The sequence below is a fragment of the Stappia sp. G46H5W genome (genome assembly GCF_058448995.1).
Window position 1 is genome coordinate 1 of the sequence record NZ_JBZFLL010000005.1, and the last position, 24,742, is coordinate 24,742.

The window sequence follows — 24,742 nt, forward strand, 5'->3', positions numbered from 1 at the left end:
ACCAAAACCAAACCAACCAACTGGGGAAAACCAACCCGACAAACACAAAAAACCAAACTAAATCAATACTATAACAATATGCACAGGCAAACAACGCAAGAGAGAGGAACCGTCTCTCCCACGGCGTCCAGCCGCCTCCAGACCCTCCAATACAAGGATTCTCGCCCCTGCCCGTCATCCCAGCGTCGCAGACCCGGGCCATCCTCGTCGGTCCGGCCCCCCTTCCGATATGCTCCCGCCCTCTCTCCCGTCGTTTTCCCTCTCATGGAGACACATGGGCAATCCGGGCGCTGACGGATATGCCTGACGGGCACCGCGCCCAGGCCGGATTTCCTTGAATACGGGGCAGGGCGTTCCCACATCAAAATCGTTCTCGAACACGAGAGGAGTGTAGATGAGCTACGGAACCGCCACTCATGCAAGCGGCCCCGCAGGGGCTTCGTGCCGTCCGGCCATCCGTCCCGGCTGGTCGCCGGCAACGATCGCCCTGATGGTGCTCGGCTTCATCGTCTTCTGGCCGCTCGGCCTCGCGATGCTGGCCTATATCCTGTGGGGCGACCGCCTTCCGAGCCTCGCACGCGATGCGCGCGAGCAGTGGAATGCCAGCCCCTTCGGCCAGGGCCTGTCTTCGAGCCGGGGCTTTTCCGACGTCCGCCCGACCGGAAACGCCGCTTTCGACGACTATCGGGCCCGCGAGCTGAAGCGGCTCGAGGAAGAGCGTGCGCGCATCGACGAGATGCGGGCGGAGTTCGACGCGTTCCTGCAGGAGCTGCGCCGGGCACGCGACCAGGAAGAGTTCGACCGCTTCATGGCCGATCGCGGCCGCGGTCCGGCGCAGGCACCGCAGGCGTAACGCCAGCATCCTGCCGAACGCCAAGAACGAAAAAAGCCGCGGACATCGTCCGCGGCTTTTTCGCATCCTGCAGCAGGGCTGGCAGGTCGATCAGTTCGGCTTCTGCTCGCCGCCCGCCTGGGCCTGCGCGGCATTCTGGCGGTAGAGCGCCGCGAAATCGATCGGGTCGAGCATCAGGGGCGGGAAGCCGCCATTGCGCGAGGCCTCGGCCAGAATGTTGCGGGCGAAGGGGAAGAGCATGCGCGGACACTCGATCAGCACGAACGGGTGCAGGTGCTCCTGCGGCACGCCGACGATGCGGAACAGGCCGCCATAGACCAGCTCGATGGCGAAGACGGTCATCGCCGAGGTCTTGGCGCTGGCGGTCAGCGTCAGCACCACCTCGAACTGGTTCTCGCCCATCGGCTGGGCGCCGACATTGACGTTGATGTCGAGCTTGGGCTGCTCCTGCGGCTGCAACGATCCCGGCGCGTTCGGGTTCTCGAAGGAGAGATCCTTGATGTACTGGGCGAGAATGCTCATGCCCGGCACACCGCCGGCCTCGTTGCCCTGGCCCGCGGCCGCGTCGTTCGTGTCGCTCATGCGTCAGCTATCCTGTCTCGATGACATCCAGATTCCGGCGCGCAATCCCCGTTCCGCTTGCGGACACGCAGGCTTGCGCGCTCAAACTCGCAGCATCGGCTAGCATGGCAAGACCGCCCTGCCAAGGGCTGATTGGCCGCTGGGGCATCTCCCGCCGCCAGTGCGCGGCCCCCGGCAAAGGCCATCCCCGCCGGATTTGACGCCGCAGGGTGCGCGCGCCACAACAGGCGCAAACCCCTCAGGCAGGCCGGCAGGACACGATGGACGATACCGACAGACCCGAACTGGGCTCCCCGCACCGGCGGCTGAAGCTCGACACCCTGGTGCGCCTGCGCTGGCTGGCGATCGCCGGCCAGACCGCCGCGCTGGTGGTCGTGCACTTCTATCTCGCCTACCCGCTTCCGCTCTCCTATTGCGCGGCGCTGGTCGCCGCCTCTGCCTGGCTCAATATCTTCCTGAAGGTGCGCTCGCCCCAGTCGCAGCGCCTGTCGGAGCGCTATGCCGCGCTGCAGCTGGCCTATGATCTGGCACAGCTCGGCGGTCTTCTCTATCTGACGGGCGGCCTCGGCAATCCCTTCGTCTTCCTTCTGCTTGCACCGGTAATGGTCTCTGCCGCCGGCCTTTCGGCGCGCAACACGATCTATCTCGGCCTGCTTGCCACGGTGATCGCAACGCTGATCGCCGTCTTTCACCTGCCGCTGCCCTGGCCGGAGGGCCAGACCTTCCGCCTGCCGCAGGTCTATGCGGTCGGCCTGTGGATCGCGCTGGTCTGCTCGCTGGCCTTCATGAGCGTCTATGCGTTTCGCGTCGCCGAGGAGGCGCGCCAGCTCTCCGATGCGCTGACCGCGAGCGAGCTGGTGCTGGCGCGCGAACAGCACCTGCATGCGCTCGACGGACTGGCCGCGGCCGCTGCGCACGAGCTCGGCACGCCGCTGGCCACCGTTTATCTGTCGGCCAAGGAGCTGGTGCGGGACCTTGCCGACGAGAAGACCCCGCCCTCCACCGAGGCGGTGAAGGAGGAGCTCACGCTGATCCTGTCGCAGGCAGAGCGCTGCCGCGAGATCCTGTCCAAACTCTCCTCGCTGCCCGACGACCGGGACGCGCATTTCCGCGGCGAGAAGCTGTCGCACATGATCGACCAGGTGGTGGAGCCGGCGCGCGCCTATGGCGCCCGCATCCGGATCGACATCCAGGGCGAGGGCGAGGAGCCGATGGCCCGGCGCAATCCGGCCATGTATTACGGGCTCGGCAATCTGCTGGAGAACGCCGTCGACTTTGCCGACAACACGGTGACCGTCTCCGCCCGCTGGACAGGGACGCAGGTGCTTCTGGAAATCTCCGACGACGGCCAAGGGTTTCCGCCGGACGTGATGGCAAGGCTCGGCGAGCCCTATGTCACCGCGCGCGGGGCCCGGGACGGCCGGCCGGGGCAGGGCCAGACCGGCGGCGGTCTCGGCCTCGGCTTCTTCATCGCCAAGACGCTGCTGGAGCGCACGGGCGCCGACCTTCGCCTGCGCAACCGCCCGCCGCCGGAGCGCGGCGCCGTCGTGCGCATCGCCTGGCCGCGCGACGGCCGGTCTCCGTGGCATGAGGGCGCGAGCGGAAATGACGCAGCACCGACACCGCCCCTCGATTTGCCCGGAGCGGAAACGTACTTATAAAAGGTCTAAAGAGATCCGGCGGCGGAATGCACGGCGGCAGAACAAACGGGACGGTGCGATGAGTGAAGAGTCAGGAACGGACAGCGTCGTGGAGGGCAACCTGCTTATCGTCGACGATGATCGCCCGTTCCAGCAGCGCCTGGCGCGGGCGATGGAGAAGCGTGGCTTCACCACCGTGACCGCGGACAGCGTGCGCGAGGCGCTGGAGGCGATACAGGCCGATGCGCCGGACTATGCTGTCGTCGACATGCGGCTGGAGGATGGCAGCGGCCTCGACGTGGTCGAGGCGATCCGCGCCCGCAAGCCGGATGCCCGGGTGGTGATCCTGACCGGCTACGGCAACATCGCCACCGCCGTCACGGCCGTGAAGCTGGGCGCCGTCGACTACCTGGCAAAGCCGGCGGATGCCGACGACGTGCTCGCCGCCCTGCTGTCGGAGGGCGAGGAAAAGGCGCCGCCGCCCGAAAACCCGATGTCGGCCGACCGGGTGCGCTGGGAGCATATCCAGCGGGTCTACGAGCTGTGCGACCGCAACGTGTCGGAGACGGCCCGGCGGCTCAACATGCATCGCCGCACCCTGCAGCGGATCCTCGCCAAGCGCGCGCCGCGCTGACCCGGGCTGCGGCCCCTTACAGCACGCCGTAGCCGGTCGCCGCCCGCGCATCGGGGTCGTGCAGATCATGAAGCCGCAGGGCGGCGGACTGCGCGAATCTCAGGAGCACCGCCTTGCGGGTCGCGGCCGGCAGGCGGTGTTCGGGTGCCTGGCGCAGGATCTCTGCGCCGAAGCCGTCGGAGAGAATGAGCCCGGCATCCGGCGGAAAGACCTCCGCCGGCACGTCGGCATGGGTGGCGAAGAACAGCCGGTCGCAATGCAGGCGGTAGTCCGGCCACTTGCTGTCGGCGCGCAGGTCCGCCAGCGACGACTTTACCTCGACGATCCAGATCTCGCCCTTGGGCCCGACCGCGGCGATGTCCGCGCGCCGCCCCGACGCCAGCGTCAGCTCGCCGACGCAGGCAAAGCGCAGCTGCCGCAAGAGGCGCGCCGCCCCGCGCCAGACCCGCAAGGCCGTCTCCGATTGCCGGCCGTCGACCAGCGGCTGGTCGAGCTGGATGCGTTGCCCGCTCATTCGCCCAAGTCCCGTTCCTCTTTTGTTCGACCCGAACACTAGCCCCGTGTGCACCGGAAAGACAAGCCCGTTGCACGCGCGAGGGCGCCGCGAGCCCTCGGTAACGGCCACCGACAACGAAAAAGGGCCGCGAACACTGTCCGCGGCCCCGAAACGCTCTTGCAGGAAAAGCTGCCGGCGATGCCGGCTCAGCGGCCTTCCAGGAAGCCCATGATGCGACGGGCATCGCGCAGCACCGGGCCGGCGATCTCCGAAGCGCGGCCGGCACCCTCGCGCAGCACCGCGTCGATATGGCCGGGATCGTTGAGCAGGCGATTCATCTCGCCGGTCATCGGCGCCAGCTTGTCGACCGCAAGATCGGCAAGCGCCGGCTTGAAGACCGAGAAGGGCTGGCCGGCGAACTCCGAAAGCACGGCGTCCTTGGACTTGCCCGACAGCGCGGCATAGATGCCGACGAGGTTGGCCGCCTCGGGACGCTCGGCAAGGCCGTCCATTTCGCTGGGAAGCGGCTCCGGATCGGTCTTGGCCTTGCGGATCTTCTTGGCGATCTCGTCGGCCGAGTCGCGCAGGTTGATCCGCGACAGGTCGGACGGATCCGACTTCGACATCTTCTTGGTGCCGTCGCGCAGGCTCATGATGCGGGTCGCGGGCCCGGCGATCATCGGCTCGGTCAGCGGGAAGAACAGCTCGTCCGGCAGTTCCGGGCTCGGCGTCGGGTTGGGAACACCCAGGCCCAGCTCCTTGATCTGGTCGGCGAAGTCGTTGTTGAACTTCTGCGCGATGTCGCGGGTCAGCTCCAGATGCTGCTTCTGATCATCGCCCACCGGCACATGCGTCGCGCGATAGGCCAGGATGTCGGCCGCCATCAGCGTCGGATAGGCGAACAGGCCGACCGAGGCATTCTCCCGGTTCTTGCCCGCCTTCTCCTTGAACTGGGTCATGCGGCTCAGCCAACCGATGCGGGCGATGCAGTTGAAGATCCAGGCAAGCTCCGCATGCTCGCGGACCTGGCTCTGGTTGAAGATGATCGCCTTCTTCGGATCGATGCCTGCGGCAAGATAGGCGGCGGTCACCTCGCGCGTGGTCCCGGCGAGGAGCGCGGGATCGTGCTTGACGGTGATCGCATGCAGGTCGACGACGCAATAGATCGCCGGCATCTCGTCCTGCAGCGGCACGAAGCGCGCAATCGCGCCAAGATAGTTGCCAAGATGCAGATTGCCGGTAGGCTGGACGCCGGAGAAAACGCGCGGCTGAAACTCGTTCAAATGACTGTCCCCCAGTTTGGACCTCGGGTTGATCGCGGGATGCGGGCGCGCAGCACATGCCGCGCGTCTCGCGGGTTATGGCGAAGGCGGCAGCCCGGTGCAAGCGACAAGGGGCGGCAGAGCGGGGGCGGAGGTGTTTTCGCCGGCAGCCCTTGCAGGCGCGCAACGCGGAAGGAGACGGCAAGGCTTGCGGCGGGCCGCCCGAAAAGCGGCGGAAGCGCTAGGGCAAAGGGCGGTGCCTGCGTCGAAACGACCATTCGGCATATTCCCAATTCACGCAGCCGCGCCCATCGGTTATAGGTTGGAACGACACTAATTTGCGAGTATTTGAAACCTCGTATGAATCGACGCATAGTTGCCGTCAGAACCCCCGCAAGAGGTCCGGAGGCCGGAATGGATTACGAAAGCTTCTTTCGACACAAGATCGAAGGACTGCACAAAGAAGGCCGGTACCGGGTTTTCGCGGATCTCGAGCGTCAGATAGGCAGCTTCCCCCGGGCAACGCGCCATACGCAGGACGGCTCTCATGAAGTCTCCGTGTGGTGCTCGAACGACTATCTCGGGATGGGTCTTCAGCCGGTCGTTACCGATGCGATGCATGAGGCGATTAAGCGCTGCGGCGCCGGCGCAGGCGGCACCCGCAACATTTCCGGCACCAGCCATTATCATGTGCTGCTGGAGCGCGAGCTGGCCGACCTGCACGGCAAGGAGTCGGCCCTTCTGTTCACCTCCGGCTACGTGTCCAACTGGGCCGCGCTCGGCACGCTCGCCGCGCACCTTCCGGGCTGCGTGGTGCTGTCGGACGCGCTGAACCATGCTTCGATGATCGAGGGCATTCGCTACTCGCGCGCCGAAAAGCGCATCTGGAAGCACAATGACGTTGCCGATCTGGAGCGTCAGCTCGCCGAGATCGAACCGGGCCGGCCGAAGCTCGTCGCCTTCGAGTCCGTCTACTCGATGGATGGCGACATCGCGCCGATCAAGGAAATTTGCGACGTTGCCGACAAGTACGGCGCGATGACCTATCTCGACGAAGTGCATGCGGTCGGCCTTTACGGTCCGCGCGGCGGCGGCGTTGCCGAGCGCGAGGGCCTGATGGACCGCCTCACGGTGATCGAGGGCACGCTCGGCAAGGCGTTCGGCGTCATGGGCGGCTACATCGCCGCTTCCGAGGCGCTGTGCGACTTCGTGCGTTCCTTCGCCTCGGGCTTCATCTTCACCACCGCCCTGCCGCCGGCCCTGGCCGCCGGCGCCCGCGCCTCGATCCAGTATCTGAAGTCGGCCGACGGCGAAGCGCTGCGCGCGCGTCACCGCAACCGGGTGGCGACGCTACGGCGCAAGCTCGATGCAGCCGGCATTCCGCATATCGACAATCCCAGCCACATCGTCCCGGTGATGGTGAAGGATCCGGTCAAGTGCAAGATGATCTCGGACATCCTGCTCGACAGCTACGGGATCTACATCCAGCCGATCAACTACCCGACGGTGCCCAAGGGGCTGGAGCGGCTGCGCATCACCCCCTCGCCGCTGCATAGCGACGGCGACATCGATCATCTGGTGCGCTCGATCGAGTCGCTGTGGTCGCAGTGCGCGCTCGCCCGGGCCGTTGCATGAGCCGACAGCACCACGCCTTTTCACGAGCTACCGAACGCGCCGGCCTCGCCGGCGCGTTTTTCGTTTCGCGTGTCAGTTTTCGGAGCTGCGGGCGGACTGGCGAGGCATGTGGGCACAGGTCGGCCACGCCTCGGCGAAAGCATCGTAGACCAGCAGCGGACCGCTGAGGGACAGCCGGTCCGGGTGGCGGTCGACATGCTCGACGAGAATGCGCCTCAGGCCGTTGGCATCGATCCCCGGCGGCACGCAGTTGGCCCGCCCCAGCAGGAAGGCATCCAGCGTGCCCTGCAGATAGCCGAGGCAGAAGGTAACCGCAACCGGGTTGGCCTCGGGCTCCGCCTTGCAGATCGCGGCGATCTGTTCCGCGCTCTGCCAGCCGTCAGCCGCAACGGGCGTTGCCGCAACCCCCGAGGCAAGCACCGCGAGCCCTGCCAGCACTGCCCGGACCTGCGCCGACCCTGCGCCTCCTGCCATTTCCGTGCTCCGCATCGATTTCCGCAAGCGCCGATCATCGGACGAGTCGCGGCTTGCCACAAGTCGCGGCCCTCTCGGCAGCACCTTCGGCATGTGCCGGACGGAAAGCGCCGGACACACGCAAACGAAGAAAATGAACCTCAATACGAAAATGCACTTGCCATTTCCTGTCGCCAGAGGGCACAACTTGGGAGGTTTCCGGGAGGGCTTGCCCCGACCGACGATGCCGCACCCGAAAGATGCCACGTCCGCATCGATAGCGAAAAAAAGCGAAAGGCCCGGCATGGAGCCCGTGACCCCTCGTCAATCCGAGATACTGGACCGTGCGCGGCGCGCCGGACGAGTCGACGTCGACGGCCTTTCGACCGAGTTCGACGTCACTCCGCAGACCATCCGCAAGGATCTCAACGAGCTGTGCGAGCGCGGCATGCTGCAGCGGGTGCATGGCGGCGCCGTACTGCCGTCGGGCATCGCCAACTATGCCTATGACGCAAGGCGCCAGCTTGCAGCGGACGAGAAGCGGCGCATCGGCCTGCGGGCGGCCGGCCTCATTCCCGACAATGCCTCGATCATGCTGAACATCGGCACCACCACCGAGCAGGTGGCCCGGGCCCTGCGCCAGCACGACGGCATCATGGCGATCACCAACAACATCAATGTCGCCAACATCCTGCGCGCGGCTCCGGCCGTGGAGGTGATCATCGCCGGCGGCCAGGTTCGCGCCTCCGACGGCGGCATCGTCGGCGAGGCGGCGGCCGAGTTCATCCGCCAGTTCAAGGTCGATTACGCGCTGATCGGCGCCTCGGCCATCGATCCGGACGGAACCATCTTCGACTACGACTTCCGCGAGGTGCGCGTCGCCCGCGAGATCATCACGCATGCGCGGCAGACCATCCTCGTCGCCGACAGCATGAAATTCGAACGCAGCGCCCCGGTGCGCATCGCCCATATCTCCCAGATCGACATCTTCGTCACAGACAAGGCCCCTCCCGAGCCCCTGGTCGAGATCTGCCGGGAGCATGGCGTGCGCATCGAGATCGCCGGCGACGGGGACACCGATCGTCCGGACACGGAGCGCGAAGACGGCCGGGGAGCCCAGGGCAAATGAGTGCAGCAACGCAGGCAGCCGACTACGACCTTCTCGTCGTCGGCGGCGGCATCAACGGGTGCGGCATCGCCCGCGACGCGGTCGGGCGGGGCTATTCCGTCTGCCTGGCCGAGATGAACGATCTGGCCAGCGGCACCTCGTCCTGGTCGACCAAGCTGATCCATGGCGGGCTGCGCTATCTGGAGCATTACGAGTTCCGACTGGTGCGCGAGGCCTTGAGCGAGCGCGAGCTGCTGTGGGCCAACGCCCCGCACATCATCCGTCCGCTGCGCTTCGTGCTGCCGCACCAGAAGGGCCTGCGCCCGCGCTGGATGCTGCGCCTCGGCCTGTTCCTCTACGACAATCTCGGCGGCCGCAAGCTGCTGCCGGGCACGCGGACGCTGAACCTTGCGACCGATCCGACCGGCAAGCCGCTGAAGGACGGGTTCACAACCGGCTTCGAATATTCCGACTGCTGGGTGGACGATGCCCGGCTGGTCGTGCTGAACGCCCGCGATGCGGCGGACCGGGGAGCGGAGATCAATACCGGCACGCAAGTCGTCGGCCTGGAGCGCGAGGGCGATGTCTGGCGCGCCACGCTGCAGGCGCGCGAGGGCGGGGCAACGCGCAGCGTCACCGCCCGGCTGGTGGTCAATGCCGCCGGCCCCTGGGTCGACCGGGTGCTGAAGGGCGCCTTGAAGCGCAACGACACCCACAATGTCCGGCTGGTGCAGGGCAGCCACATCGTCGTGCGCAAGCTGTTCGACCACGACCGGGCCTACATCTTCCAGAACGGCGACGGGCGTATCGTCTTCGCCATTCCCTACGAGCAGGACTTCACCCTGATCGGCACGACCGACCGCGACTATGACGGCGATCCGGCGAAGGTGGCGGCAAGCGAGGAGGAGATCGTCTACCTGACCCAGGCGGCGAGCGAATATTTCCGCAAGCCGATCGTCCGCGAGGACGTGGTGTGGACCTATTCCGGCGTGCGGCCGCTGTTCGACGACGGTGCCTCCAAGGCGCAGGAAGCGACCCGCGACTACGTGCTGAAGCTCGACGGCAACGGCACGAGCGGCCAGGCGCCGATGATCAACATCTTCGGCGGCAAGATCACCACCTATCGCCGCCTTGCCCTGTCCGTCCTGGAGATGGTCGAGAAGGCCCTCGGCGCCAAGGGGCCGGAATGGACCGCGCGCGCGTTGCTGCCCGGCGGCGACTTCCCGACCACGGGCCTTGCCGATCTGGAAGCCGCGCTCGCGCGGGAGTTCCCCTTCCTGCCGCGCCCGCTCGTCGCCCGGCTGGCCCGCAGCTATGGCACCCGCACCCGCGACCTGCTGGCCGGCGCCTCTTCCCTCGACGATCTGGGTCCGCATTTCGGCGCCGACCTGTACGGCCGGGAAGTCGCGTATCTGATGGACCACGAATGGGCCCGGCACGCGGATGACGTGCTGTGGCGCCGCAGCAAGCTGGGCCTGCGCGTCACGGAGCAGCAGGCCGAGGCGCTTTCGGCCTGGATGAGCGAGCGCCTTCGCGCCGCCGCGACGAGTGCCGCCGATCAGACCACCTGAACGATGCCCGGCCTCGCCATGACGCCGGGATGCCATCCAACGGAAAAGACCGCCGGACGGGCCCGTCCGGCGGTCTTTTCGTCTTGTCCTGCGCGAACGCGGATCAGAGCTTGTCGGTCACCGCCGTGGAGGTGGCGCCGGCGGGCTCCTTGCTGATCACCGGGTCGGATCCGCCGCTCAGCAGCGTGTTGACCGTGCGCTGGTAGTCTTCCATGTCGAGCCGGCCGTCGGAGCCTTCCGTCAGCTTGTTGACCTCGCGGACCATGCGCTTCTGGTGCTTCTCGGTCTGTGCGCCGGTGGCATCGTTCTCAAGCACGATGTCCGCGGCCTCGTCCGGGTTGTCGCGGGAATACTCCCAGCCCTTCATCGTGGCACGGACGAAACGCGCCATCTTGTCAACGAAGGCCGGATCCTTGAGGTTCTCCTCCATCACGTAGAGCCCGTCCTCAAGCGTCGCGACGCCCTGGTCCTCATACTTGAAGATGACGAGATCGCTCTCCGGAATGCCCGCATCGATGACCTGCCAATATTCGTTGTAGGTCATGGTGGAGATGCAGTCGGCCTGCTTCTGCAGCAGCGGATCGACGTTGAAGCCCTGCTTCAGCACGGTGACGCCGTCCGCGCCGCCCTCGGTCGGAATGCCCAGCTTGCTCATCCACGACAGGAACGGATACTCGTTGCCGAAGAACCAGACGCCGAGCGTGCGGCCGCGGAAGTCCTCCGGCTTGGTGATGCCGGTTTCCTTCAGGCAGACCAGCATCATGCCCGACTTCTTGAAGGGCTGGGCGATGTTGACCAGGGGCACGCCGCGTTCGCGGCTGGCAAGCGCCGCCGGCATCCAGTCGATGATCACGTCCGCGCCGCCACCGGCAATGACCTGCGGCGGGGCGATGTCCGGTCCGCCCGGCTTGATCGTGACGTTGAGGCCCTCTTCCTCGTAAAAGCCCTTGTCCTTGGCCACGTAATAGCCGGCAAACTGGCCCTGCGTGACCCATTTGAGCTGCAGCGTGATGTCGTCGGCTGCCTGCGCGGGACCGAATGCGAAGGCAAGCGCGGCGGCGGCTAGCAAAGTCCTCTTCATTTCCTGCTCCCTCTGGTGGGGCAGCCGTCGCCCGTTATCCCCGGACTGACGGATGCCAGAATGTGACCGCCCGTTCGACGAGGGTCACCAAACCGTAGAATAGCGACCCGGCGAGTGCGGCGATGGCAATCGAGGCCCAGACCATGTCGATGTTCATCCGTCCCACCTCGGTGGAGATGCGGAAGCCCATGCCGACGATCGGCGTGCCGAAGAATTCGGCAACAATGGCCCCGATGAGCGCAAGCGTCGAGTTGATTTTCAAGGCATTGAAAACGAACGGCATGGCCATCGGCAGACGCATCTTGAGCAGCGTCTGCGGGTAGTTTGCCGCGTAAGTGTGCATGAGATCGAGCTGCATCCGGTCGGCGGCGGCAAGGCCCGTCACCGTGTTCACCAGCATCGGAAAGAAGGTCATGATCACCACGACCGCCGCCTTGGACGGCCAGTCGAAGCCGAACCACATGACCATGATCGGCGCGACGCCGATGATCGGCAGGGCCGAAACCAGGTTGCCCACCGGCAGCAGCCCGCGCCGCAGGAACGGCACCCGGTCGACCAGGATGGCGACGAGGAAGCCGGAGCCGCAGCCGATGGCGTAGCCGACCAGCACGCCCTTAAGGAAGGTCTGGCGGAAGTCCGCCCACAGCACGGCCGGCGAGGTCAGCAGCCGCACCCAGATGTCCGAGGGCGGCGGCAGCAGCACCTTGGGCACGGCGAAACCGACGACCAGGACCTGCCACAGGATCAGCAGCCAGGCACCGAAGGTCAGCGGGATGGCGAGCGCCAGCAGCCGCTTCCACACGGCCCCGCGCGGGGTCAGCGCCGCCATTTCCTCCACCGACAGCCAGGCCAGCGCCCAGGCGACGAAGACATAGGCCCAAAAGCCCGATGCCGCCTGCCCGGGATGCCTGCCGATGATCCCGATCAGCGCGAAGGCCATCGCATAGGACACGGCGACCAGCCCCGCCGTTGCCAGCGGGCCTTGCAGGAAGCGCAGCAGATAGGGCGCGAGCACGATGACGCCGGCCAGGGCGGAGATCGCCAGCAGCGGATGGCTGAACAGTCCCAGCTGCATCGTGTCGGAGGTGATCACCGGCAGCATGGTCGCGACCACGGCGACGACCAGCGCCAGCGCCGACAGCAGCGCCTTCACCGGACCGAGCCGGGGACGCTCCGCCAGCTGCAGGCCGAGAGAGGGATGCGGCGCGCTCATGGCCGCATCCCCATGCGCTTCAGCACCAGCCGCTCGGCCATGCCGATCAGCGCGACCAGCGCCGCCGCCAGCACGGCTGCGGCGATCAGCGCCGACCAGATCTGCACCGTCTGCCCGTAATAGGAGCCCGACAGCAGGCGCGCGCCGAGCCCGGCGACCGCGCCGGTCGGCAGCTCGCCGACGATGGCGCCGACCAGGCTCGCGGCGACGCCCACCTTCATGGAGGCGAAGAGATAGGGCATGGCGGAGGGCAGGCGCAGCTTCCACAGCGCCTGCGCGGACGAGGCCGAATAGGTCTTCATCAGGTCCATCTGGATCGCTTCGGGCGAGCGCAGGCCCTTCACCATGCTGACCGTCACCGGAAAGAAGGAAAGATAGGTCGAGATCATCGCCTTGGGCAGCAGGCCGGAAATGCCGATGGCGTTCAGCACCACGATGATCATCGGCGCGATGGCAAGGATCGGGATCGTCTGCGAGGAGATCACCCAGGGCATCAGGCTCTTGTCGAGAACCCGGCTGTGCACGACCAGGATCGCCAGGCCGATGCCGAGGGCGGTGCCGAGCACGAAGCCGAGCAGGGTCGAGGAGAGGGTGATGCCGCCGTGATAGACGAGGCTGCGCTTGGAAGTCACCGCTTTGTTGGCCGTGGTGTCCCAGAGCTCGACCGCCACCTGGTGCGGGGCGGGCAGGACGGGCCGGTCCTGCGACAGCGTGTCGGCGACGAGCTGCGCCAGCGGCGCATCCTCCACTCCGCCGCGCTTGTACGTGTCGCGCTGGAACGGCGTGTTGAGCAGCACCGCCGCCAGGTACCAGATGGCGATGATCGCCGCGATGACCACCAGCACCGGCCCTGCCGTGCCCTGCATCAGGCCGGCGAAAGCCGAGCGGGGAGAAGCCGGGAGAGAAAGATCCGTCATGCCTCGCTCCTTGCTCGGATCACCTTGGCGGCAATGTCGTCCCGCAGCTGCACTGCTCGCTGGAGGGACAACCTGCTGCCGATCTGGAACGCCTCCTCGGCGTGGTCGAAGGCAACATGGAAGACGGAAGGAAGATGGCCTTCGCCCGGCCAGGCATATTCTCCCTGATCCATTTCAACTCGAAGCTCGTCCATGCCGCGCGCCTCGAAGGTCTTCACCCCCCGACCCAGAACACCTCGGGTACGAATCTCCACTCTGCCCTCATCGAAAACCAACACATCCTTTCGGATATTTTCACCGATCTCCCTGTAAAGCAAAAAAGATACGAGCGATATTACTACGAAGAAAACTGCAATTCTTGCAATATAACCATACACGCCAGACACCTCAAACGCAGACCCGACAATCAAGACGGTAACGAAAACGTAGAAAGCTGCCTTGAATACACCCCGAAAATTCCACCCGGACCTGACGGTCAAGATGTCGGCGCCAAGGGTCTCTGCTTCCCGGGGCGGTTGCGCGTAGTTGTCATGAAGCGACGCTCCGGCCGCCGGACCGGTACCGGCAGTGGCTGCAAGATCCGGCCGCAGACGGCGCAAGGCGGCAGCGAAGGTATCGCGCACCAGGATCGCTTCCGGGTGGGACAGCCCGTCGACGAGCGAGAGAGCCTCCTGGCCAACCTTCAATCTGACCCCGTATTCGGAGGAGCCGACCGGCACTCCGCGATACGTCCGCATCGGGATCTCGACGACGGCAGCGGCAGCCCCCTCCGGCAAGGGAAGTGCCCTCTTGCGCCAACGCAGGAGTCCTCTGGAGCTGGCGACAACGGTCCGGCGATCCATCGAGACGAGTGGAGCGGGCGGCTGAAATGTGATTACACGCCGCGCCTCACTCAGTACGGGGACCAATAAGGCCAGCGAATAGAATAGAAATTGGAGCCAATTTTCTCCATAAAAACACAAATAAGATATTGCAGAAGAGCCAATAACGGCGACGAATAATCCAATGAAATACCTTGAATCGTAAGAATTACGAAGTGAGATACGTAATTGATTCGCTTCTTTCTCGAAGAGAATGCGTGTCGCCGGCCGAAACTCGCGGTTTCGCGAGGTGAAAAAAGGCCAAGACGAAAATGAAGACCCGGCGCCCCTAGTCATCTTGGCTGTGCCCCGCCCTGCAACTCCTCCCGAGCGGTCTGTCCGGCCCGGTCATCGGCAACGAACTGGCCGATAAGGGCGGCAAGCTGGTCGGCATCCCCCTGGTTCAGACCGGAAAACAGCTCGGTCTCGTTGCCGTTCCGTCCGACGACGACGGTGTAGCGCGTCGGAGCGGCCGTCTGCCCGGCGGCAGCGCTGCTTTCGCGCGCCGCAACCGAGGAGATCTCGGCGGCCTTGATGTCGACCGCACTGTGGCGGGTCATGTTCTGCCGGAAATACCGGACCATCCCGTCGGACAGGATGGCGTTCTGGCTCGCGCCCTTGAACAGAAGCCGGACCTGCACAGCCGAAAACACCAGCGCGGCCAGCACGACGAGCTGGACCGTCAGCATGAGGGTATCGACGTTGCCGTCTGTGAGAAACGCGCCGCCGGTTGCAAGGTATCCAAGATAGAAGAGCGGCGCCAACCAGGCGACATGCCTCGCCAGCGGCGCATCGACCGCCGGCACGCGGACGCGAACCTCGTCGCCCTCGCGCGAAATTTCCACCCGGGATCTGGCAAGGTCCGCCTGCGTGGGAAGAAGCTTCATGCCGCAACTCCCGTGCGTCCGAGCCCGTCGTTGAGCGCCTCCATGATCAGCCTGGCTTCCGCGTCGTCGATGGACGTGCCGAAGGTCACCGTCGTCTGGCCGTAGTCGAAGGCAACGCCACCGGACTTGCCCAGCGGGTTGTCGGCCGCCTGAGCGCCGAAGATCGGCTGCCCTACCGTGTTGCGGCGGACGTTGCCGATGTGCGCGGGATCGTAGCGCCAGCTTCGCGAGAGGATCGGCGTATGGACGGTCTTCACCACCTCCGTTTTCGAGATGCTCAGCCGTTCTTCTCCGGCCAGCATCCAGAGCAGGTTCGCAGCACCGTAGAGCCACCCCAATGCCCACAGGACCATCCAGAGCATGACAAACATGGACAGGCCGGGCTTCATCGAGCCGGACGCGAGTATGTTGAAGATGGAAAAGCCGGCGAAGGACCACATGCCCAACCAACCCATCAGGAACAGCATGGACCACAGCCTCGCCCTGGCCTGCACGACCACGACGTGCCCCTGCGGCCCCGGCCGAACCGTCACCCGGGTGGATATCGGAAGCTCAAATCCCATCGAGCGCCTCTTCCTGCGGTCTGGCCGGCACCGGCATGCCCTCAATCGTCATAGCTGTGCCCCGCCCGTAACCCCTCGCGAACACGATGCGCGATCTTCAGGAATTCCGGCGTCTCGCGGATGTCGAGCGTGCGCTCGCGCGGCAGGTCGCTCTCGATCACGTCGTAGATGCGGCCCGGACGCGGGCACAGAACCACGATCTTGGTCGACAGGAACACCGCCTCCGGGATCGAGTGGGTGACGAAGACCACCGTCTTGCGGGTCTTGGCCCACAGTTTCAGCAGCTGCTCGTTGAGGTGGTCGCGGACGATCTCGTCGAGCGCGCCGAAGGGCTCGTCCATCAACAGAAGATCGGGATCGAAGGACAGGGCGCGGGCGATGGAGGCGCGCTGCTGCATGCCGCCCGACAGCTGCCAGGGGTACTTGCGCTCGAAGCCGGCAAGGTTCACCAGCTCCATGTTGCGGCGGATGCGCTCCTCGCGCTCCCCCTTCGAAAAGCCCATGATCTCCAGCGGCAGGGCGATGTTGTCGGCGATGGTCCGCCAGGGATAGAGCGCGGCGGCCTGGAAGACATAGCCATAGGCGCGCTTCGCTCGCGCCTGCGACGGCGTCATGCCGTTGACGCTGATCGAGCCGCCGGTCGGCGCCTCCAGATCGGCGATCACCCGCAACAGCGTGGTCTTGCCGCAGCCCGACGGGCCGATCAGCGAGACGAAATCGCCCTCGCCGATGGCAAGGTCGATGTCCGACAGCGCGTGGACCGGACCGTCATTGGTCTGGAAAGTCAGGGACAGGTTCTCGATGTCGATCACCCTGGCAGGGGCAGTCATGCGCGATTTCTCCAGATCCAGGATGCGTGCAGGGCGCCGCTCGCAGCGGCAATGGCGGCGAGAGGGAGAGAAAAAACAAGGTTGTTGGCTGCGCGACTGATCACGTCGGACCACTGTTCCGATTTAAACGCCAGCATGGCCAGTTGAGCGGCAACTGCAGCAACGAAAACGGATGGCGCCGCCGCAAGGATTGCTGCCTTTCGTCGGGAAAAACGCCGGCGCAAACCCGCATAGGTCGGAAGCCATGCGAAGAACCCGCAGATCACGCCCCACACGGAATAATACAGGGCAACCGCTATAAAAAACGCGCTCACCCCTAGAAAACCCAGCAAGAACTCACCCAGCGTGTTTGTGCCCAAACCACGTGTTGCCAGACCCGGCAGTACGATGAACAAAAGCAGAAACAGCGGACCACAGGTCGCCGCAGAGCAGACGACGAGAGCGACCCAACGCCAGGACGTTGCCTCGCGGAACGCGGTGCGCCAGCCGGCGCCGGGTCCTGTCCCGTCGCCCAAGCCTGCCTCGCCCATCCGCGAGGCGTCCGGCGGTGGTTCCCGCTCAGCCTGCTGCAAGCCGTTCTCCCCCATTCCGGCCGGCCCCGCCTATCGGCGCCGGCCCGTTCGCCTCACACGCCGCTGCGGGGAATGCCCGAGCGCTCCACCTTGCGCGGCGAGGTCAGTTCCTTCCAGGTCGACAGCGCCGTGTTGACCGCCTGGAACGGCTGGCGCGCGACGAACTTGCCGTGCCCCTCGCGCGTCTTCACCGCGCCGTCGTCGATGGCCACCTCGCCGCGGGTCAGCGTGAAGCGCGGCAGGCCCTTCACCGCCTTGCCCTCGAACACATTGTAGTCGATGGCCGACTGCTGGGTCGCGGCGGAAATCGTCTTTTCCTTCTCCGGATCCCAGACCACCAGGTCGGCATCGGCGCCGACCAGGATCGCACCCTTCTTCGGGTACATGTTGAGGATCTTGGCGATGTTGGTCGAGGTCACGGCGACGAACTCGTTCATCGTCAGCCGGCCGGTGGCGACCCCGTGGGTCCACAGCATCGGCATGCGATCCTCGAGCCCGCCGGTGCCGTTGGGGATCTTGGTGAAGTCGCCGAGCCCGGTGCGCTTCTGCTCCGTGGTGAAGGCGCAGTGGTCGGTCGCCACCACCTGCAGCGTGCCCGCCTGCAGGCCGGCCCACAGGCTGTCCTGGTGCTTCTTGTTGCGGAAGGGCGGCGACATCACCCGTCGCGCCGCATGGTCCCAGTCGGGATGGCGGTACTCGCTCTCGTCCAGCGTCAGGTGCTGGATCAGCGGCTCGCCGTAGCAGCGAATGCCGTTCTGTTTGGCCCGGCGGATCGCCTCATGCGCCTGTTCGCAGGACGTGTGCACCACGTAGAGCGGCACGCCGGCCATGTCGGCGATCATGATGGCACGGTTGGTCGCCTCGCCCTCTACTTCCGCCGGGCGCGAATAGGCATGGGCTTCCGGCCCGTCATTGCCTTCGGCCATCAGCTTGGTCTGCAGCTGGGCGACCACGTCGCCGTTTTCCGCATGCACCATGGGCAGCGCGCCGAGCTCGGCACAGCGCTGGAACGAGGCGAACATCTCGTCGTCGTCCACCATCAGCGCGCCCTTGTAGGCCATGAAATGCTTGAAGCTGTTGATGCCCTTGTCGCGCACCACCGCTTCCATGTCGTTGAACACCTGCTCGCCCCACCAGGTGATCGCCATGTGGAAGGAGTAGTCGCAATTGGCCCGCGTCGACTTGTTGTCCCACATGGTCAGCGCTTCCAGCAGCGACTGGCCCGGCGAGGGCAGGCAGAAATCCACCACCATGGTGGTGCCGCCGGCAAGGGCGGCGCGCGTGCCGCTCTCGAAGTCGTCGGCGGAATAGGTGCCCATGAACGGCATTTCCAGGTGCACATGCGGGTCGATGCCGCCCGGCATCACGTAGCAGCCGGTCGCGTCGAGCACCTCGTCGCCGGAAAGATCCGGTCCGATCTCGATGATCCTGCCGCCGTCGATCCTGACGTCCGCCCGATAGGTGAGATCGGCCGTGACGACCGTTCCGCCCTTGATCACTTTGCTGGCCATGTCTGATCCTCCGGAATTCGTCAGTTAAGGTTGAACTTGGAACTTCAGTCCGGCTCGAACGGAAGCAGGCGCATATCGACTTTGTCGCCATAATCGATCAGCTGCAGCCTATCGATGCCGACAGCCCCGATCGCCGTCAGGCCGCCGATATTCTCGCATTCCCGATCCGGGCTCACATATCGCATCAATGGAAAGGCCTCGTCGACTGTCGTCATATCTCTTCCGGCAACGACAAGGCCAGAAAAACTATCTTCACGTCTTACAATCTTGGCGTAAACCTTCCCGTCTTCGCGAATTTCGGGAACAAATGAACGATTATCGATATGAAGGTCTTTTCCGACCCGACAGAATCCCGAAGCAAGAGCTATGAGATACTCTCCCTCCGCCAGGTTCCGAAGCTTCTCCACGACGTCAACCGGTTCAGGCCCACGGTCCGTGGGAGCGGCCAGGATCGGCGAGATCGAGAAGACCGCAACAACGAGGAAAAGCACTGCCGAAAGCTTCATTCACCTGTCCCCGGCTGGAACAACCGCCGCCTAGTCCACGATCTCCGCCGCTTCCAGCACCGCATGCAGCAGCACGTCGGCACCGGCCTGCGCCCATTCCCTGGTGATCTCCTCGGCCTCGTTGTGCGACAGCCCGTCGACGCAGGGGCACATGATCATCGCCGTCGGCGCGACCTTGTTGACCCAGCACGCGTCGTGGCCGGCGCCGGAAATGATGTCCATGTGGCTGTAGCCGAGCTTTTCCGCCGCGTTGCGTACCGCCTTGACGCAGGTCTCGTCGAAGGTCACAGGGTCGAAATGGCCGACCGCCTCGACCGTCGCCGTCAGCCCCAGATCCTCGGCAATGCCCGGCACGCGCGCCTCGAACTCCGCCTTCATCGCATCCAGCGTCTCGCGATCGGGCGAGCGGAAGTCGACGGTGAAGACCACCTTGCCGGGAATGACGTTGCGCGAGTTGGGATGCACGTCGCAATGGCCGATGGCGCCGACCGCGCGCGGCTGGTGCTTCATCGCGATCTCGTGCACCAGCTCGGTCATCCGCGCCATGCCCAGGCCGGCATTGCGGCGCATCGGCATCGGCGTCGAGCCGGTATGGCTCTCCTTGCCGGTCACGGTGACTTCCAGCCACCACAGGCCCTGGCCGTGGGTGACGACGCCGATATCCTTGCCCTCGGCCTCCAGGATCGGCCCCTGTTCGATATGCAGCTCGAACATCGCGTGCATCTTGCGCGCGCCGACCTCTTCCTCGCCGACCCAGCCGATGCGCTTCAGCTCGTCGCCGACGGTGCGCCCCTCCGCGTCCTTGCGCTCATAGGCCCAGTCCAGATCGTGCACCCCGGCAAAGACGCCGGAGGCCAGCATGGCGGGGGCAAAACGCGTGCCCTCCTCGTTGGTCCAGTTGGTGACGACGATGGGCCGCTTCGTGCGGATGTTGAGGTCGTTGAGGGTGCGCACCAGCTCCAGCGCGCCGAGCACGCCGAGCACGCCGTCGTATTTGCCGCCCGTCGGCTGGGTGTCGAGATGCGAACCGACATAGACAGGCAGGGCATCGGGATCGGTGCCCGGACGCGTCATGAACATGTTGCCCATGGCGTCGACGCCCATGCTCATCCCGGCCGCCTCGCACCAGGCCTGGAACAGCTTGCGGCCCTCGTTGTCGGCATCGGTCAGGGACTGGCGGTTGTTGCCGCCGGCGACGCCCGGACCGATCTTCGCCATCTCCATCAGGGCGTCCCACAGGCGGTCGGCGTCGATGCGCAGGTTCTTGCCCGGTGCGGTCATTCAGGTCACTCCCTCGGTCGATCCTGTGCCGGCAGCGCCGGCCTCACTCCATATTGGGAAAGGTATAGACGGCGCCGTCCTTGATACCGGCCGGCCAGCGCGTCGTCACCGTCTTCAGGCGCGTGTTGAAGCGCACGCCTTCCGCGCCATAGATCGAATGGTCCCCGAACAGCGACCGTTTCCAGCCGCCGAAGGAGAAATAGGCGACCGGCACCGGGATCGGCACGTTGATGCCGACCATGCCCACCTCGATGCGGTCGGCAAAGGCGCGCGCGGCATCGCCGTCGCGGGTGAAGATCGCGGTGCCGTTGCCGTATTCGTGCTCGTTGATCAGCGACAGGGCTTCCTCGTAGCCCTTGGCGCGCACCACCGACAGGACGGGGCCGAAGATCTCCTCGCGGTAGATCGTCATGTCGCGGGTCACCCGGTCGAACAGGGTGCCGCCGACGAAATAGCCGTTCTCGTAGCCCTGCAGCGAGAAGCCGCGCCCGTCGACCAGAAGGTCCGCGCCTTCCTTGACGCCCTGGTCGATATAGCCGAGCACCTTGCGCATATGCGCCTCTGTGACCAGCGGCCCCATCTCCGCCTCGCGGTCGGTGGCCGGGCCGATCTTCAGCGCCTGCACGCGCGGTACCAGCTTTTCCACCAGCCGGTCGGCGGTCTCCTCGCCGATGGGAACGGCGACGGAGATCGCCATGCAGCGCTCGCCGGCCGAGCCGTAGCCCGCGCCCATCAGCGCGTCGGCGGCCTGGTCCATGTCGGCGTCCGGCATGACGATCATGTGGTTCTTGGCGCCGCCCAGCGCCTGCACCCGCTTTCCGTGCGCGGTGCCGGTCGTGTAGACGTATTCGGCAATCGGCGTGGAGCCGACGAAGGACACCGCCTTGACGTCGGGATGGGTCAGCAGCACGTCGACCGCTTCCTTGTCGCCGTGCACGACATTGAGCACCCCGTCCGGGAAGCCCGACTTCCGGAACAGGTCGTAGACCACCATGACGGCGGAAGGGTCGCGCTCCGACGGCTTCAGCACGAAGGTGTTCCCGCAGGCGACCGCGATCGGGTACATCCACAGCGGCACCATGGCCGGGAAGTTGAACGGGGTGATGCCGGCGACGACGCCGAGCGGCTGGCGGTCGGAATAGCTGTCGATGGCCGGGCCGACATTGCGGGCGAACTCGCCCTTCAAGAGATGCGGGATGCCGCAGGCGAATTCCACCACCTCGATGCCGCGCGCCACCTCGCCCAGGGCATCGTCATGGGTCTTGCCGTGCTCGGCCGAGATCGCCCTCGCGATGTCGTCGGCATGGGCGGAGAGCAGCTCCTTGAAGCGGAACATCATGCGCGCGCGCTTGAGCGGCGGCGTGTCGCGCCAGGCGGGGAAGGCGGCCTTCGCCGCCGCAATCGCTTCCGCGACCTCGGCCGCGCTCGACAGCGGCAGGACGGCGGTCTGCTCGCCGGTCGCCGGGTTGAACACCCCTTGCGTCCTGGTGGAGCGGGAGACGACACGCGCCCCGCCGATGGCGTTCTCGATGCTGGCAAGACCGGACTTCGACATGCTTCCTCCGCTCGCCCGGCCGGGTAGCGGCCCGGGCGCCCTGTCCGTCTCAAATTGCGGCCGGCATGGGCAGGGGGCGGAGCAAAGCTTCCCGCAAACCCTCAGCGTCATCCCCTGGCATCGGGCGGCGCTCGTCGCACCGCCGGCCGTTCCCCGTCGTCCGGATGCACAGTCTCATCCGGGCGGCCTTCGCGTCCTCGCGCTCCGGCCGAAATCTGGAAAGTGCGCGGCCCCGGTCTGTTTGATGTCCGCCGGTGGTCCGCCGCTGTTTGCCATTGCGCCAAGCCAAAAAACCTGACCAAATGGTCAAATCGAGCGTAGGAAGGCTTGACCATTCGGTCAAGGTCAATTTTTTGGCCCGCCTGCCCAATAGGCACTCACCGCAGCGGACGGCCGGGAGAGATGAGCGGCAGAGACAGGACATCGGGCAAGGCGCAGGACGGATCGCAGAAGAGCGCGATCCGGGCGGAGAACGAGCGCGTCATCCTGAAGGCGGCCGAGGAGGTCTTCGCCGAGAGCGGGTTTCGCGGCGCGACCACGGGTATGATCGCCGACCGCGCCGGCATCCCGAAGGCCAACCTGCACTATTATTTCCCGACCAAGGAAGCGCTCTACCGGCGGGTCGTCGAGCATATCTTCAACATCTGGCTGGAGGCGGCGAACTCGTTCGACGAGAACGACGATCCGGTCGATGCGTTGACCGCCTACATCTCCAAGAAGATGGACGTCTCGCGCGCCCACCCGATGGGCTCCAAGGTCTGGGCCAACGAGATCCTGCACAAGGCGCCGGTGATCCAGGACTATCTGGAGACGACGCTGACCGAGTGGACCGCCTCGCGGGTCGCGGCCATCGAGCGCTGGATCGCCAGCGGCCGGATCGCGCCCGTCGATCCGCAATACCTGCTCTACATGATCTGGGCGACCACCCAGCACTATGCCGACTTCAACCACCAGATCGACACGCTGAACGGCGGGCAGCCCCTGTCCGACGCGCAGTTCGAGGACGCCAAGCGCACCGTGACCGGCATCATCCTGACCGGCATCGGGGCGATCCCGCCGGCCGGGCTTGCCGCCGGCGACACGCCGCGCGATGCTGGCGCCAGCAACGGCGCGGCCTGACCGGCGCGGCGACAGACAGGGACGAAAGCAGATGGAGGCAGGCCCGACACGGGCAAATGCGGGAGGCAGCGAGCCCGACGGCGAGGGCGCGCCGCGCACCCGCATCCAGGAGAAGAACCGCGCCCGCATCCTGGAGGCCGCGCTCGGCACCTTCTCGCGCTTCGGCTATCGCGGCGCCCGCGTCGACCAGATCGCCGAGGACGCGGGCATGTCGAAGTCGAACCTGCTCTACTATTTCGGCTCCAAGTCGGAGATCTACAAGGCGGTACTGGCGGACCTGCTCGACCGCTGGCTGGCCCCCTTGCGCACGCTCGACCCGGAAGGCGACCCGCGCGCCGAGCTCACCGCCTATATCGAGCAGAAGCTGCGCTTTTCCGCCGACTATCCGGAAGCCTCGCGCCTCTTCGCCAACGAGATGCTGCAGGGCGCACCGATGATGCGCGACGTGCTGGAAGGCCCGCTGAAAGCCCTGGTGGAGGAGAAGTCGCAGGTGCTGCGCCACTGGGCCGAGAGCGGGCGCATCCGCCCGGTCGATCCCACCCACCTCATCTTCCTGATCTGGGCGACGACGCAGACCTATGCCGACTTCGCCCCGCAGATCGAGGCGATCACCGGCAGCGGCATCCATGACGAGGCCTTCCGCCGCCAGGCGTTGCAGGCGCTCACCGATCTTATCTTCGCCGGCCTGCTGCCGCGTCCCGGTTCGCCTTGATCTTGCCCTTGCCGCCTGTATCCTGCTTTCGACAGGGGACGTGCTTTGCCGTCCCTGCTTGGCCCTGAACGGGAGACCGCATGCGCAAGGCCCTCGTAGTCGCCGCCCTTCTGCTTTCCGCCCCGCTGACGCTGGCCGGACCCGCGCTGGCCGCGAAATGCGGAAACAATGCCGCCGGCTTCCCGGACTGGCTCGCCAGCTTCAAGCGCGAGGCGGTGGCCTCCGGCATTTCCAGCCGCACGGTGGAAGCCGCGCTCGGCGGCATGACCTACAACTCCAAGGTCATCCGTCTCGACCGCAACCAGAAATCGTTCAAGCTCTCCTTCGAGCAGTTCCTGGCCCGCCGCGCCCCGCCCTCGACCATCGCCATCGGCAAGCGCCGCATGAAGCAGCATGCGGTCGTGCTCGACCGGGTGGAGCGCAAGTACGGCGTTCCGAAGGAGGTCATCGTCTCGATCTGGGGGCTGGAATCCGGCTTCGGCGGCTTCATGGGCGACATCCCGATCTTCTCGTCCCTGTCGGCGCTTGCCTATGACTGCCGCCGCTCGGCCTTCTTCACCAACGAGCTGATGAGCGCCCTGCGCATCGCCGACCGCGGCCAGATGCGGATTTCCGAGATGAAGGGCGCCTGGGCCGGCGAGATCGGTCAGACCCAGTTCCTCGCCTCCAGCTACGAGCGCTTCGCGGTCGATTTCGACGGCGACGGCCGGCCGAACCTGATCCGCAGCCCGGCGGACGTCTTTGCCTCCACCGCCAACTTCCTGCGCCAGCACGGCTGGCAAAAGGGCGGCGACTGGTCGCCCGGCAGCAGCAACTATGCCGTCCTGCGCGACTGGAACCGGGCCGAGGTCTATCGCCGGACCATCGCCCATTTCGCCACCGAGCTGACGAAGTAGGACCG

25 protein-coding genes are annotated in these 24,742 nt (G+C 65.9%); 9 read left to right on the forward strand and 16 right to left on the reverse strand.

Features of this window, described 5'->3' with window-relative positions; genetic code table 11:
• The first annotated feature begins 394 nt into the window (after window positions 1-394).
• Window positions 395-853, forward strand: coding sequence for a DUF2852 domain-containing protein (locus ACVJ6E_RS15600; RefSeq protein WP_120269769.1), 459 nt, complete (start codon window positions 395-397; stop codon window positions 851-853).
• 90 nt (window positions 854-943) lie between these two features.
• Here the strand turns inward: ACVJ6E_RS15600 and secB are convergent, their stop codons facing one another.
• Complete coding sequence (secB, locus tag ACVJ6E_RS15605; protein WP_120269770.1) at window positions 944-1,435, reverse strand: protein-export chaperone SecB; 492 nt, start codon at window positions 1,433-1,435, stop codon at window positions 944-946.
• A 260-nt stretch (window positions 1,436-1,695) separates the two neighbouring features.
• On the opposite strand from secB, the gene ACVJ6E_RS15610 reads away from it, so the two are divergent.
• Window positions 1,696-3,096, forward strand: coding sequence for an ActS/PrrB/RegB family redox-sensitive histidine kinase (locus ACVJ6E_RS15610; RefSeq protein WP_120269771.1), 1,401 nt, complete (start codon window positions 1,696-1,698; stop codon window positions 3,094-3,096).
• A 58-nt stretch (window positions 3,097-3,154) separates the two neighbouring features.
• The gene (locus tag ACVJ6E_RS15615) at window positions 3,155-3,709 is read left to right on the forward strand and encodes an ActR/PrrA/RegA family redox response regulator transcription factor (protein WP_120269772.1); all 555 of its coding nucleotides are present in this window, start codon (window positions 3,155-3,157) and stop codon (window positions 3,707-3,709) included.
• Window positions 3,710-3,725: 16 nt separating this feature from the next.
• Here ACVJ6E_RS15615 and ACVJ6E_RS15620 read toward each other — a convergent pair whose 3' ends face one another.
• Together ACVJ6E_RS15620 and trpS are read right to left on the reverse strand one after the other, a co-directional pair.
• Window positions 3,726-4,223, reverse strand: coding sequence for an MmcB family DNA repair protein (locus tag ACVJ6E_RS15620; protein ID WP_120269773.1), 498 nt, complete (start codon window positions 4,221-4,223; stop codon window positions 3,726-3,728).
• Between the two features lie 188 nt (window positions 4,224-4,411).
• The gene (gene trpS / locus ACVJ6E_RS15625; RefSeq protein WP_120269774.1) at window positions 4,412-5,488 is read right to left on the reverse strand and encodes a tryptophan--tRNA ligase; all 1,077 of its coding nucleotides are present in this window, start codon (window positions 5,486-5,488) and stop codon (window positions 4,412-4,414) included.
• A 393-nt stretch (window positions 5,489-5,881) separates the two neighbouring features.
• On the opposite strand from trpS, the gene hemA reads away from it, so the two are divergent.
• On the forward strand, window positions 5,882-7,102 hold the full coding sequence (gene hemA / locus ACVJ6E_RS15630; protein WP_120269775.1) for a 5-aminolevulinate synthase: 1,221 nt from the start codon (window positions 5,882-5,884) through the stop codon (window positions 7,100-7,102).
• Window positions 7,103-7,174: 72 nt separating this feature from the next.
• Here the strand turns inward: hemA and ACVJ6E_RS15635 are convergent, their stop codons facing one another.
• On the reverse strand, window positions 7,175-7,576 hold the full coding sequence (locus ACVJ6E_RS15635; RefSeq protein WP_147421888.1) for a Rap1a/Tai family immunity protein: 402 nt from the start codon (window positions 7,574-7,576) through the stop codon (window positions 7,175-7,177).
• Between the two features lie 283 nt (window positions 7,577-7,859).
• Here ACVJ6E_RS15635 and ACVJ6E_RS15640 point away from each other — a divergent pair, with 283 nt between their 5' ends.
• Both ACVJ6E_RS15640 and glpD read left to right on the forward strand, forming a co-directional pair.
• Window positions 7,860-8,684: a DeoR/GlpR family DNA-binding transcription regulator gene (locus ACVJ6E_RS15640; RefSeq protein ID WP_120269777.1), complete on the forward strand. Its 825-nt coding sequence runs from the start codon at window positions 7,860-7,862 to the stop codon at window positions 8,682-8,684.
• A complete protein-coding gene (glpD, locus tag ACVJ6E_RS15645; protein WP_120269778.1) occupies window positions 8,681-10,234 on the forward strand; it encodes a glycerol-3-phosphate dehydrogenase in 1,554 nt (517 codons plus the stop codon). The genes ACVJ6E_RS15640 and glpD overlap by 4 nt, the downstream gene beginning before the upstream one ends.
• 103 nt (window positions 10,235-10,337) lie before the next feature.
• On the opposite strand, the gene ACVJ6E_RS15650 is transcribed toward glpD, so the two are convergent.
• From ACVJ6E_RS15650 to ACVJ6E_RS15705, 12 genes are all read right to left on the reverse strand, one after another.
• Entirely contained in the window at window positions 10,338-11,315 is a 978-nt protein-coding gene (locus tag ACVJ6E_RS15650) for an ABC transporter substrate-binding protein (RefSeq protein ID WP_120269779.1), read from the reverse strand.
• A gap of 34 nt (window positions 11,316-11,349) precedes the next feature.
• Complete coding sequence (locus ACVJ6E_RS15655) at window positions 11,350-12,528, reverse strand: ABC transporter permease (protein ID WP_208996790.1); 1,179 nt, start codon at window positions 12,526-12,528, stop codon at window positions 11,350-11,352.
• Window positions 12,525-13,394: an ABC transporter permease gene (locus tag ACVJ6E_RS15660; protein WP_491676503.1), complete on the reverse strand. Its 870-nt coding sequence runs from the start codon at window positions 13,392-13,394 to the stop codon at window positions 12,525-12,527. The genes ACVJ6E_RS15655 and ACVJ6E_RS15660 overlap by 4 nt, the downstream gene beginning before the upstream one ends.
• A gap of 47 nt (window positions 13,395-13,441) precedes the next feature.
• Window positions 13,442-14,221 carry a hypothetical protein gene (locus tag ACVJ6E_RS15665; RefSeq protein WP_120269781.1) on the reverse strand — a complete coding sequence of 260 codons (780 nt, stop codon included), beginning with the start codon at window positions 14,219-14,221 and terminating at the stop codon, window positions 13,442-13,444.
• 377 nt (window positions 14,222-14,598) lie between these two features.
• A complete protein-coding gene (locus ACVJ6E_RS15670; protein WP_120269782.1) occupies window positions 14,599-15,192 on the reverse strand; it encodes a hypothetical protein in 594 nt (197 codons plus the stop codon).
• Window positions 15,189-15,755 (reverse strand): hypothetical protein, encoded by a 567-nt coding sequence (locus ACVJ6E_RS15675; protein ID WP_147421889.1) that lies wholly within the window; start codon window positions 15,753-15,755, stop codon window positions 15,189-15,191. The genes ACVJ6E_RS15670 and ACVJ6E_RS15675 overlap by 4 nt, the downstream gene beginning before the upstream one ends.
• A 41-nt stretch (window positions 15,756-15,796) precedes the next feature.
• Entirely contained in the window at window positions 15,797-16,585 is a 789-nt protein-coding gene (locus ACVJ6E_RS15680) for an ABC transporter ATP-binding protein (RefSeq protein ID WP_120269784.1), read from the reverse strand.
• Window positions 16,582-17,157 carry a hypothetical protein gene (locus tag ACVJ6E_RS15685; protein ID WP_147421890.1) on the reverse strand — a complete coding sequence of 192 codons (576 nt, stop codon included), beginning with the start codon at window positions 17,155-17,157 and terminating at the stop codon, window positions 16,582-16,584. Before ACVJ6E_RS15685 ends, ACVJ6E_RS15680 begins: the two co-directional genes overlap by 4 nt.
• A gap of 53 nt (window positions 17,158-17,210) precedes the next feature.
• Entirely contained in the window at window positions 17,211-18,668 is a 1,458-nt protein-coding gene (gene hydA, locus ACVJ6E_RS15690; protein WP_120269786.1) for a dihydropyrimidinase, read from the reverse strand.
• 44 nt (window positions 18,669-18,712) lie between these two features.
• Window positions 18,713-19,174, reverse strand: coding sequence for a hypothetical protein (locus ACVJ6E_RS15695; protein WP_147421891.1), 462 nt, complete (start codon window positions 19,172-19,174; stop codon window positions 18,713-18,715).
• Between the two features lie 30 nt (window positions 19,175-19,204).
• Window positions 19,205-20,455 carry a Zn-dependent hydrolase gene (locus ACVJ6E_RS15700; RefSeq protein WP_097174444.1) on the reverse strand — a complete coding sequence of 417 codons (1,251 nt, stop codon included), beginning with the start codon at window positions 20,453-20,455 and terminating at the stop codon, window positions 19,205-19,207.
• Between the two features lie 43 nt (window positions 20,456-20,498).
• Window positions 20,499-22,010 carry a CoA-acylating methylmalonate-semialdehyde dehydrogenase gene (locus tag ACVJ6E_RS15705; RefSeq protein WP_067224712.1) on the reverse strand — a complete coding sequence of 504 codons (1,512 nt, stop codon included), beginning with the start codon at window positions 22,008-22,010 and terminating at the stop codon, window positions 20,499-20,501.
• Window positions 22,011-22,412: 402 nt separating this feature from the next.
• Between ACVJ6E_RS15705 and ACVJ6E_RS15710 the strand changes: the two genes are divergently transcribed.
• From ACVJ6E_RS15710 to ACVJ6E_RS15720, 3 genes are all read left to right on the forward strand, one after another.
• Window positions 22,413-23,129 (forward strand): TetR family transcriptional regulator C-terminal domain-containing protein, encoded by a 717-nt coding sequence (locus ACVJ6E_RS15710; RefSeq protein WP_120269787.1) that lies wholly within the window; start codon window positions 22,413-22,415, stop codon window positions 23,127-23,129.
• 31 nt (window positions 23,130-23,160) lie between these two features.
• Complete coding sequence (gene rutR / locus ACVJ6E_RS15715; protein ID WP_120269788.1) at window positions 23,161-23,841, forward strand: HTH-type transcriptional regulator RutR; 681 nt, start codon at window positions 23,161-23,163, stop codon at window positions 23,839-23,841.
• An 80-nt stretch (window positions 23,842-23,921) separates the two neighbouring features.
• Window positions 23,922-24,737 (forward strand): lytic murein transglycosylase, encoded by an 816-nt coding sequence (locus tag ACVJ6E_RS15720; protein ID WP_120269789.1) that lies wholly within the window; start codon window positions 23,922-23,924, stop codon window positions 24,735-24,737.
• The last annotated feature ends 5 nt before the right edge of the window (window positions 24,738-24,742 follow it).

Excerpts from the sequence above, each read along its gene's own strand:
- secB (WP_120269770.1), bottom strand. The coding sequence starts at position 1,435 with ATGAGCGACACGAACGACGCGGCCGCGGGCCAGGGCAACGAGGCCGGC.
- ACVJ6E_RS15695 (WP_147421891.1), bottom strand. The coding sequence starts at position 19,174 with ATGAAGCTTTCGGCAGTGCTTTTCCTCGTTGTTGCGGTCTTCTCGATC.
- ACVJ6E_RS15675 (WP_147421889.1), bottom strand. The coding sequence starts at position 15,755 with ATGGGATTTGAGCTTCCGATATCCACCCGGGTGACGGTTCGGCCGGGG.
- hydA (WP_120269786.1), bottom strand. The coding sequence starts at position 18,668 with ATGGCCAGCAAAGTGATCAAGGGCGGAACGGTCGTCACGGCCGATCTC.
- ACVJ6E_RS15615 (WP_120269772.1), top strand. The coding sequence starts at position 3,155 with ATGAGTGAAGAGTCAGGAACGGACAGCGTCGTGGAGGGCAACCTGCTT.
- ACVJ6E_RS15710 (WP_120269787.1), top strand. The coding sequence starts at position 22,413 with ATGAGCGGCAGAGACAGGACATCGGGCAAGGCGCAGGACGGATCGCAG.
- ACVJ6E_RS15600 (WP_120269769.1), top strand. The coding sequence starts at position 395 with ATGAGCTACGGAACCGCCACTCATGCAAGCGGCCCCGCAGGGGCTTCG.
- ACVJ6E_RS15720 (WP_120269789.1), top strand. The coding sequence starts at position 23,922 with ATGCGCAAGGCCCTCGTAGTCGCCGCCCTTCTGCTTTCCGCCCCGCTG.
- ACVJ6E_RS15660 (WP_491676503.1), bottom strand. The coding sequence starts at position 13,394 with ATGCAGGGCACGGCAGGGCCGGTGCTGGTGGTCATCGCGGCGATCATC.
- ACVJ6E_RS15700 (WP_097174444.1), bottom strand. The coding sequence starts at position 20,455 with ATGACCGCACCGGGCAAGAACCTGCGCATCGACGCCGACCGCCTGTGG.
- ACVJ6E_RS15635 (WP_147421888.1), bottom strand. The coding sequence starts at position 7,576 with ATGGCAGGAGGCGCAGGGTCGGCGCAGGTCCGGGCAGTGCTGGCAGGG.
- ACVJ6E_RS15610 (WP_120269771.1), top strand. The coding sequence starts at position 1,696 with ATGGACGATACCGACAGACCCGAACTGGGCTCCCCGCACCGGCGGCTG.
- ACVJ6E_RS15670 (WP_120269782.1), bottom strand. The coding sequence starts at position 15,192 with ATGAAGCTTCTTCCCACGCAGGCGGACCTTGCCAGATCCCGGGTGGAA.
- ACVJ6E_RS15650 (WP_120269779.1), bottom strand. The coding sequence starts at position 11,315 with ATGAAGAGGACTTTGCTAGCCGCCGCCGCGCTTGCCTTCGCATTCGGT.
- glpD (WP_120269778.1), top strand. The coding sequence starts at position 8,681 with ATGAGTGCAGCAACGCAGGCAGCCGACTACGACCTTCTCGTCGTCGGC.
- ACVJ6E_RS15620 (WP_120269773.1), bottom strand. The coding sequence starts at position 4,223 with ATGAGCGGGCAACGCATCCAGCTCGACCAGCCGCTGGTCGACGGCCGG.
- ACVJ6E_RS15705 (WP_067224712.1), bottom strand. The coding sequence starts at position 22,010 with ATGTCGAAGTCCGGTCTTGCCAGCATCGAGAACGCCATCGGCGGGGCG.
- rutR (WP_120269788.1), top strand. The coding sequence starts at position 23,161 with ATGGAGGCAGGCCCGACACGGGCAAATGCGGGAGGCAGCGAGCCCGAC.
- ACVJ6E_RS15680 (WP_120269784.1), bottom strand. The coding sequence starts at position 16,585 with ATGACTGCCCCTGCCAGGGTGATCGACATCGAGAACCTGTCCCTGACT.
- hemA (WP_120269775.1), top strand. The coding sequence starts at position 5,882 with ATGGATTACGAAAGCTTCTTTCGACACAAGATCGAAGGACTGCACAAA.
- ACVJ6E_RS15640 (WP_120269777.1), top strand. The coding sequence starts at position 7,860 with ATGGAGCCCGTGACCCCTCGTCAATCCGAGATACTGGACCGTGCGCGG.
- ACVJ6E_RS15655 (WP_208996790.1), bottom strand. The coding sequence starts at position 12,528 with ATGAGCGCGCCGCATCCCTCTCTCGGCCTGCAGCTGGCGGAGCGTCCC.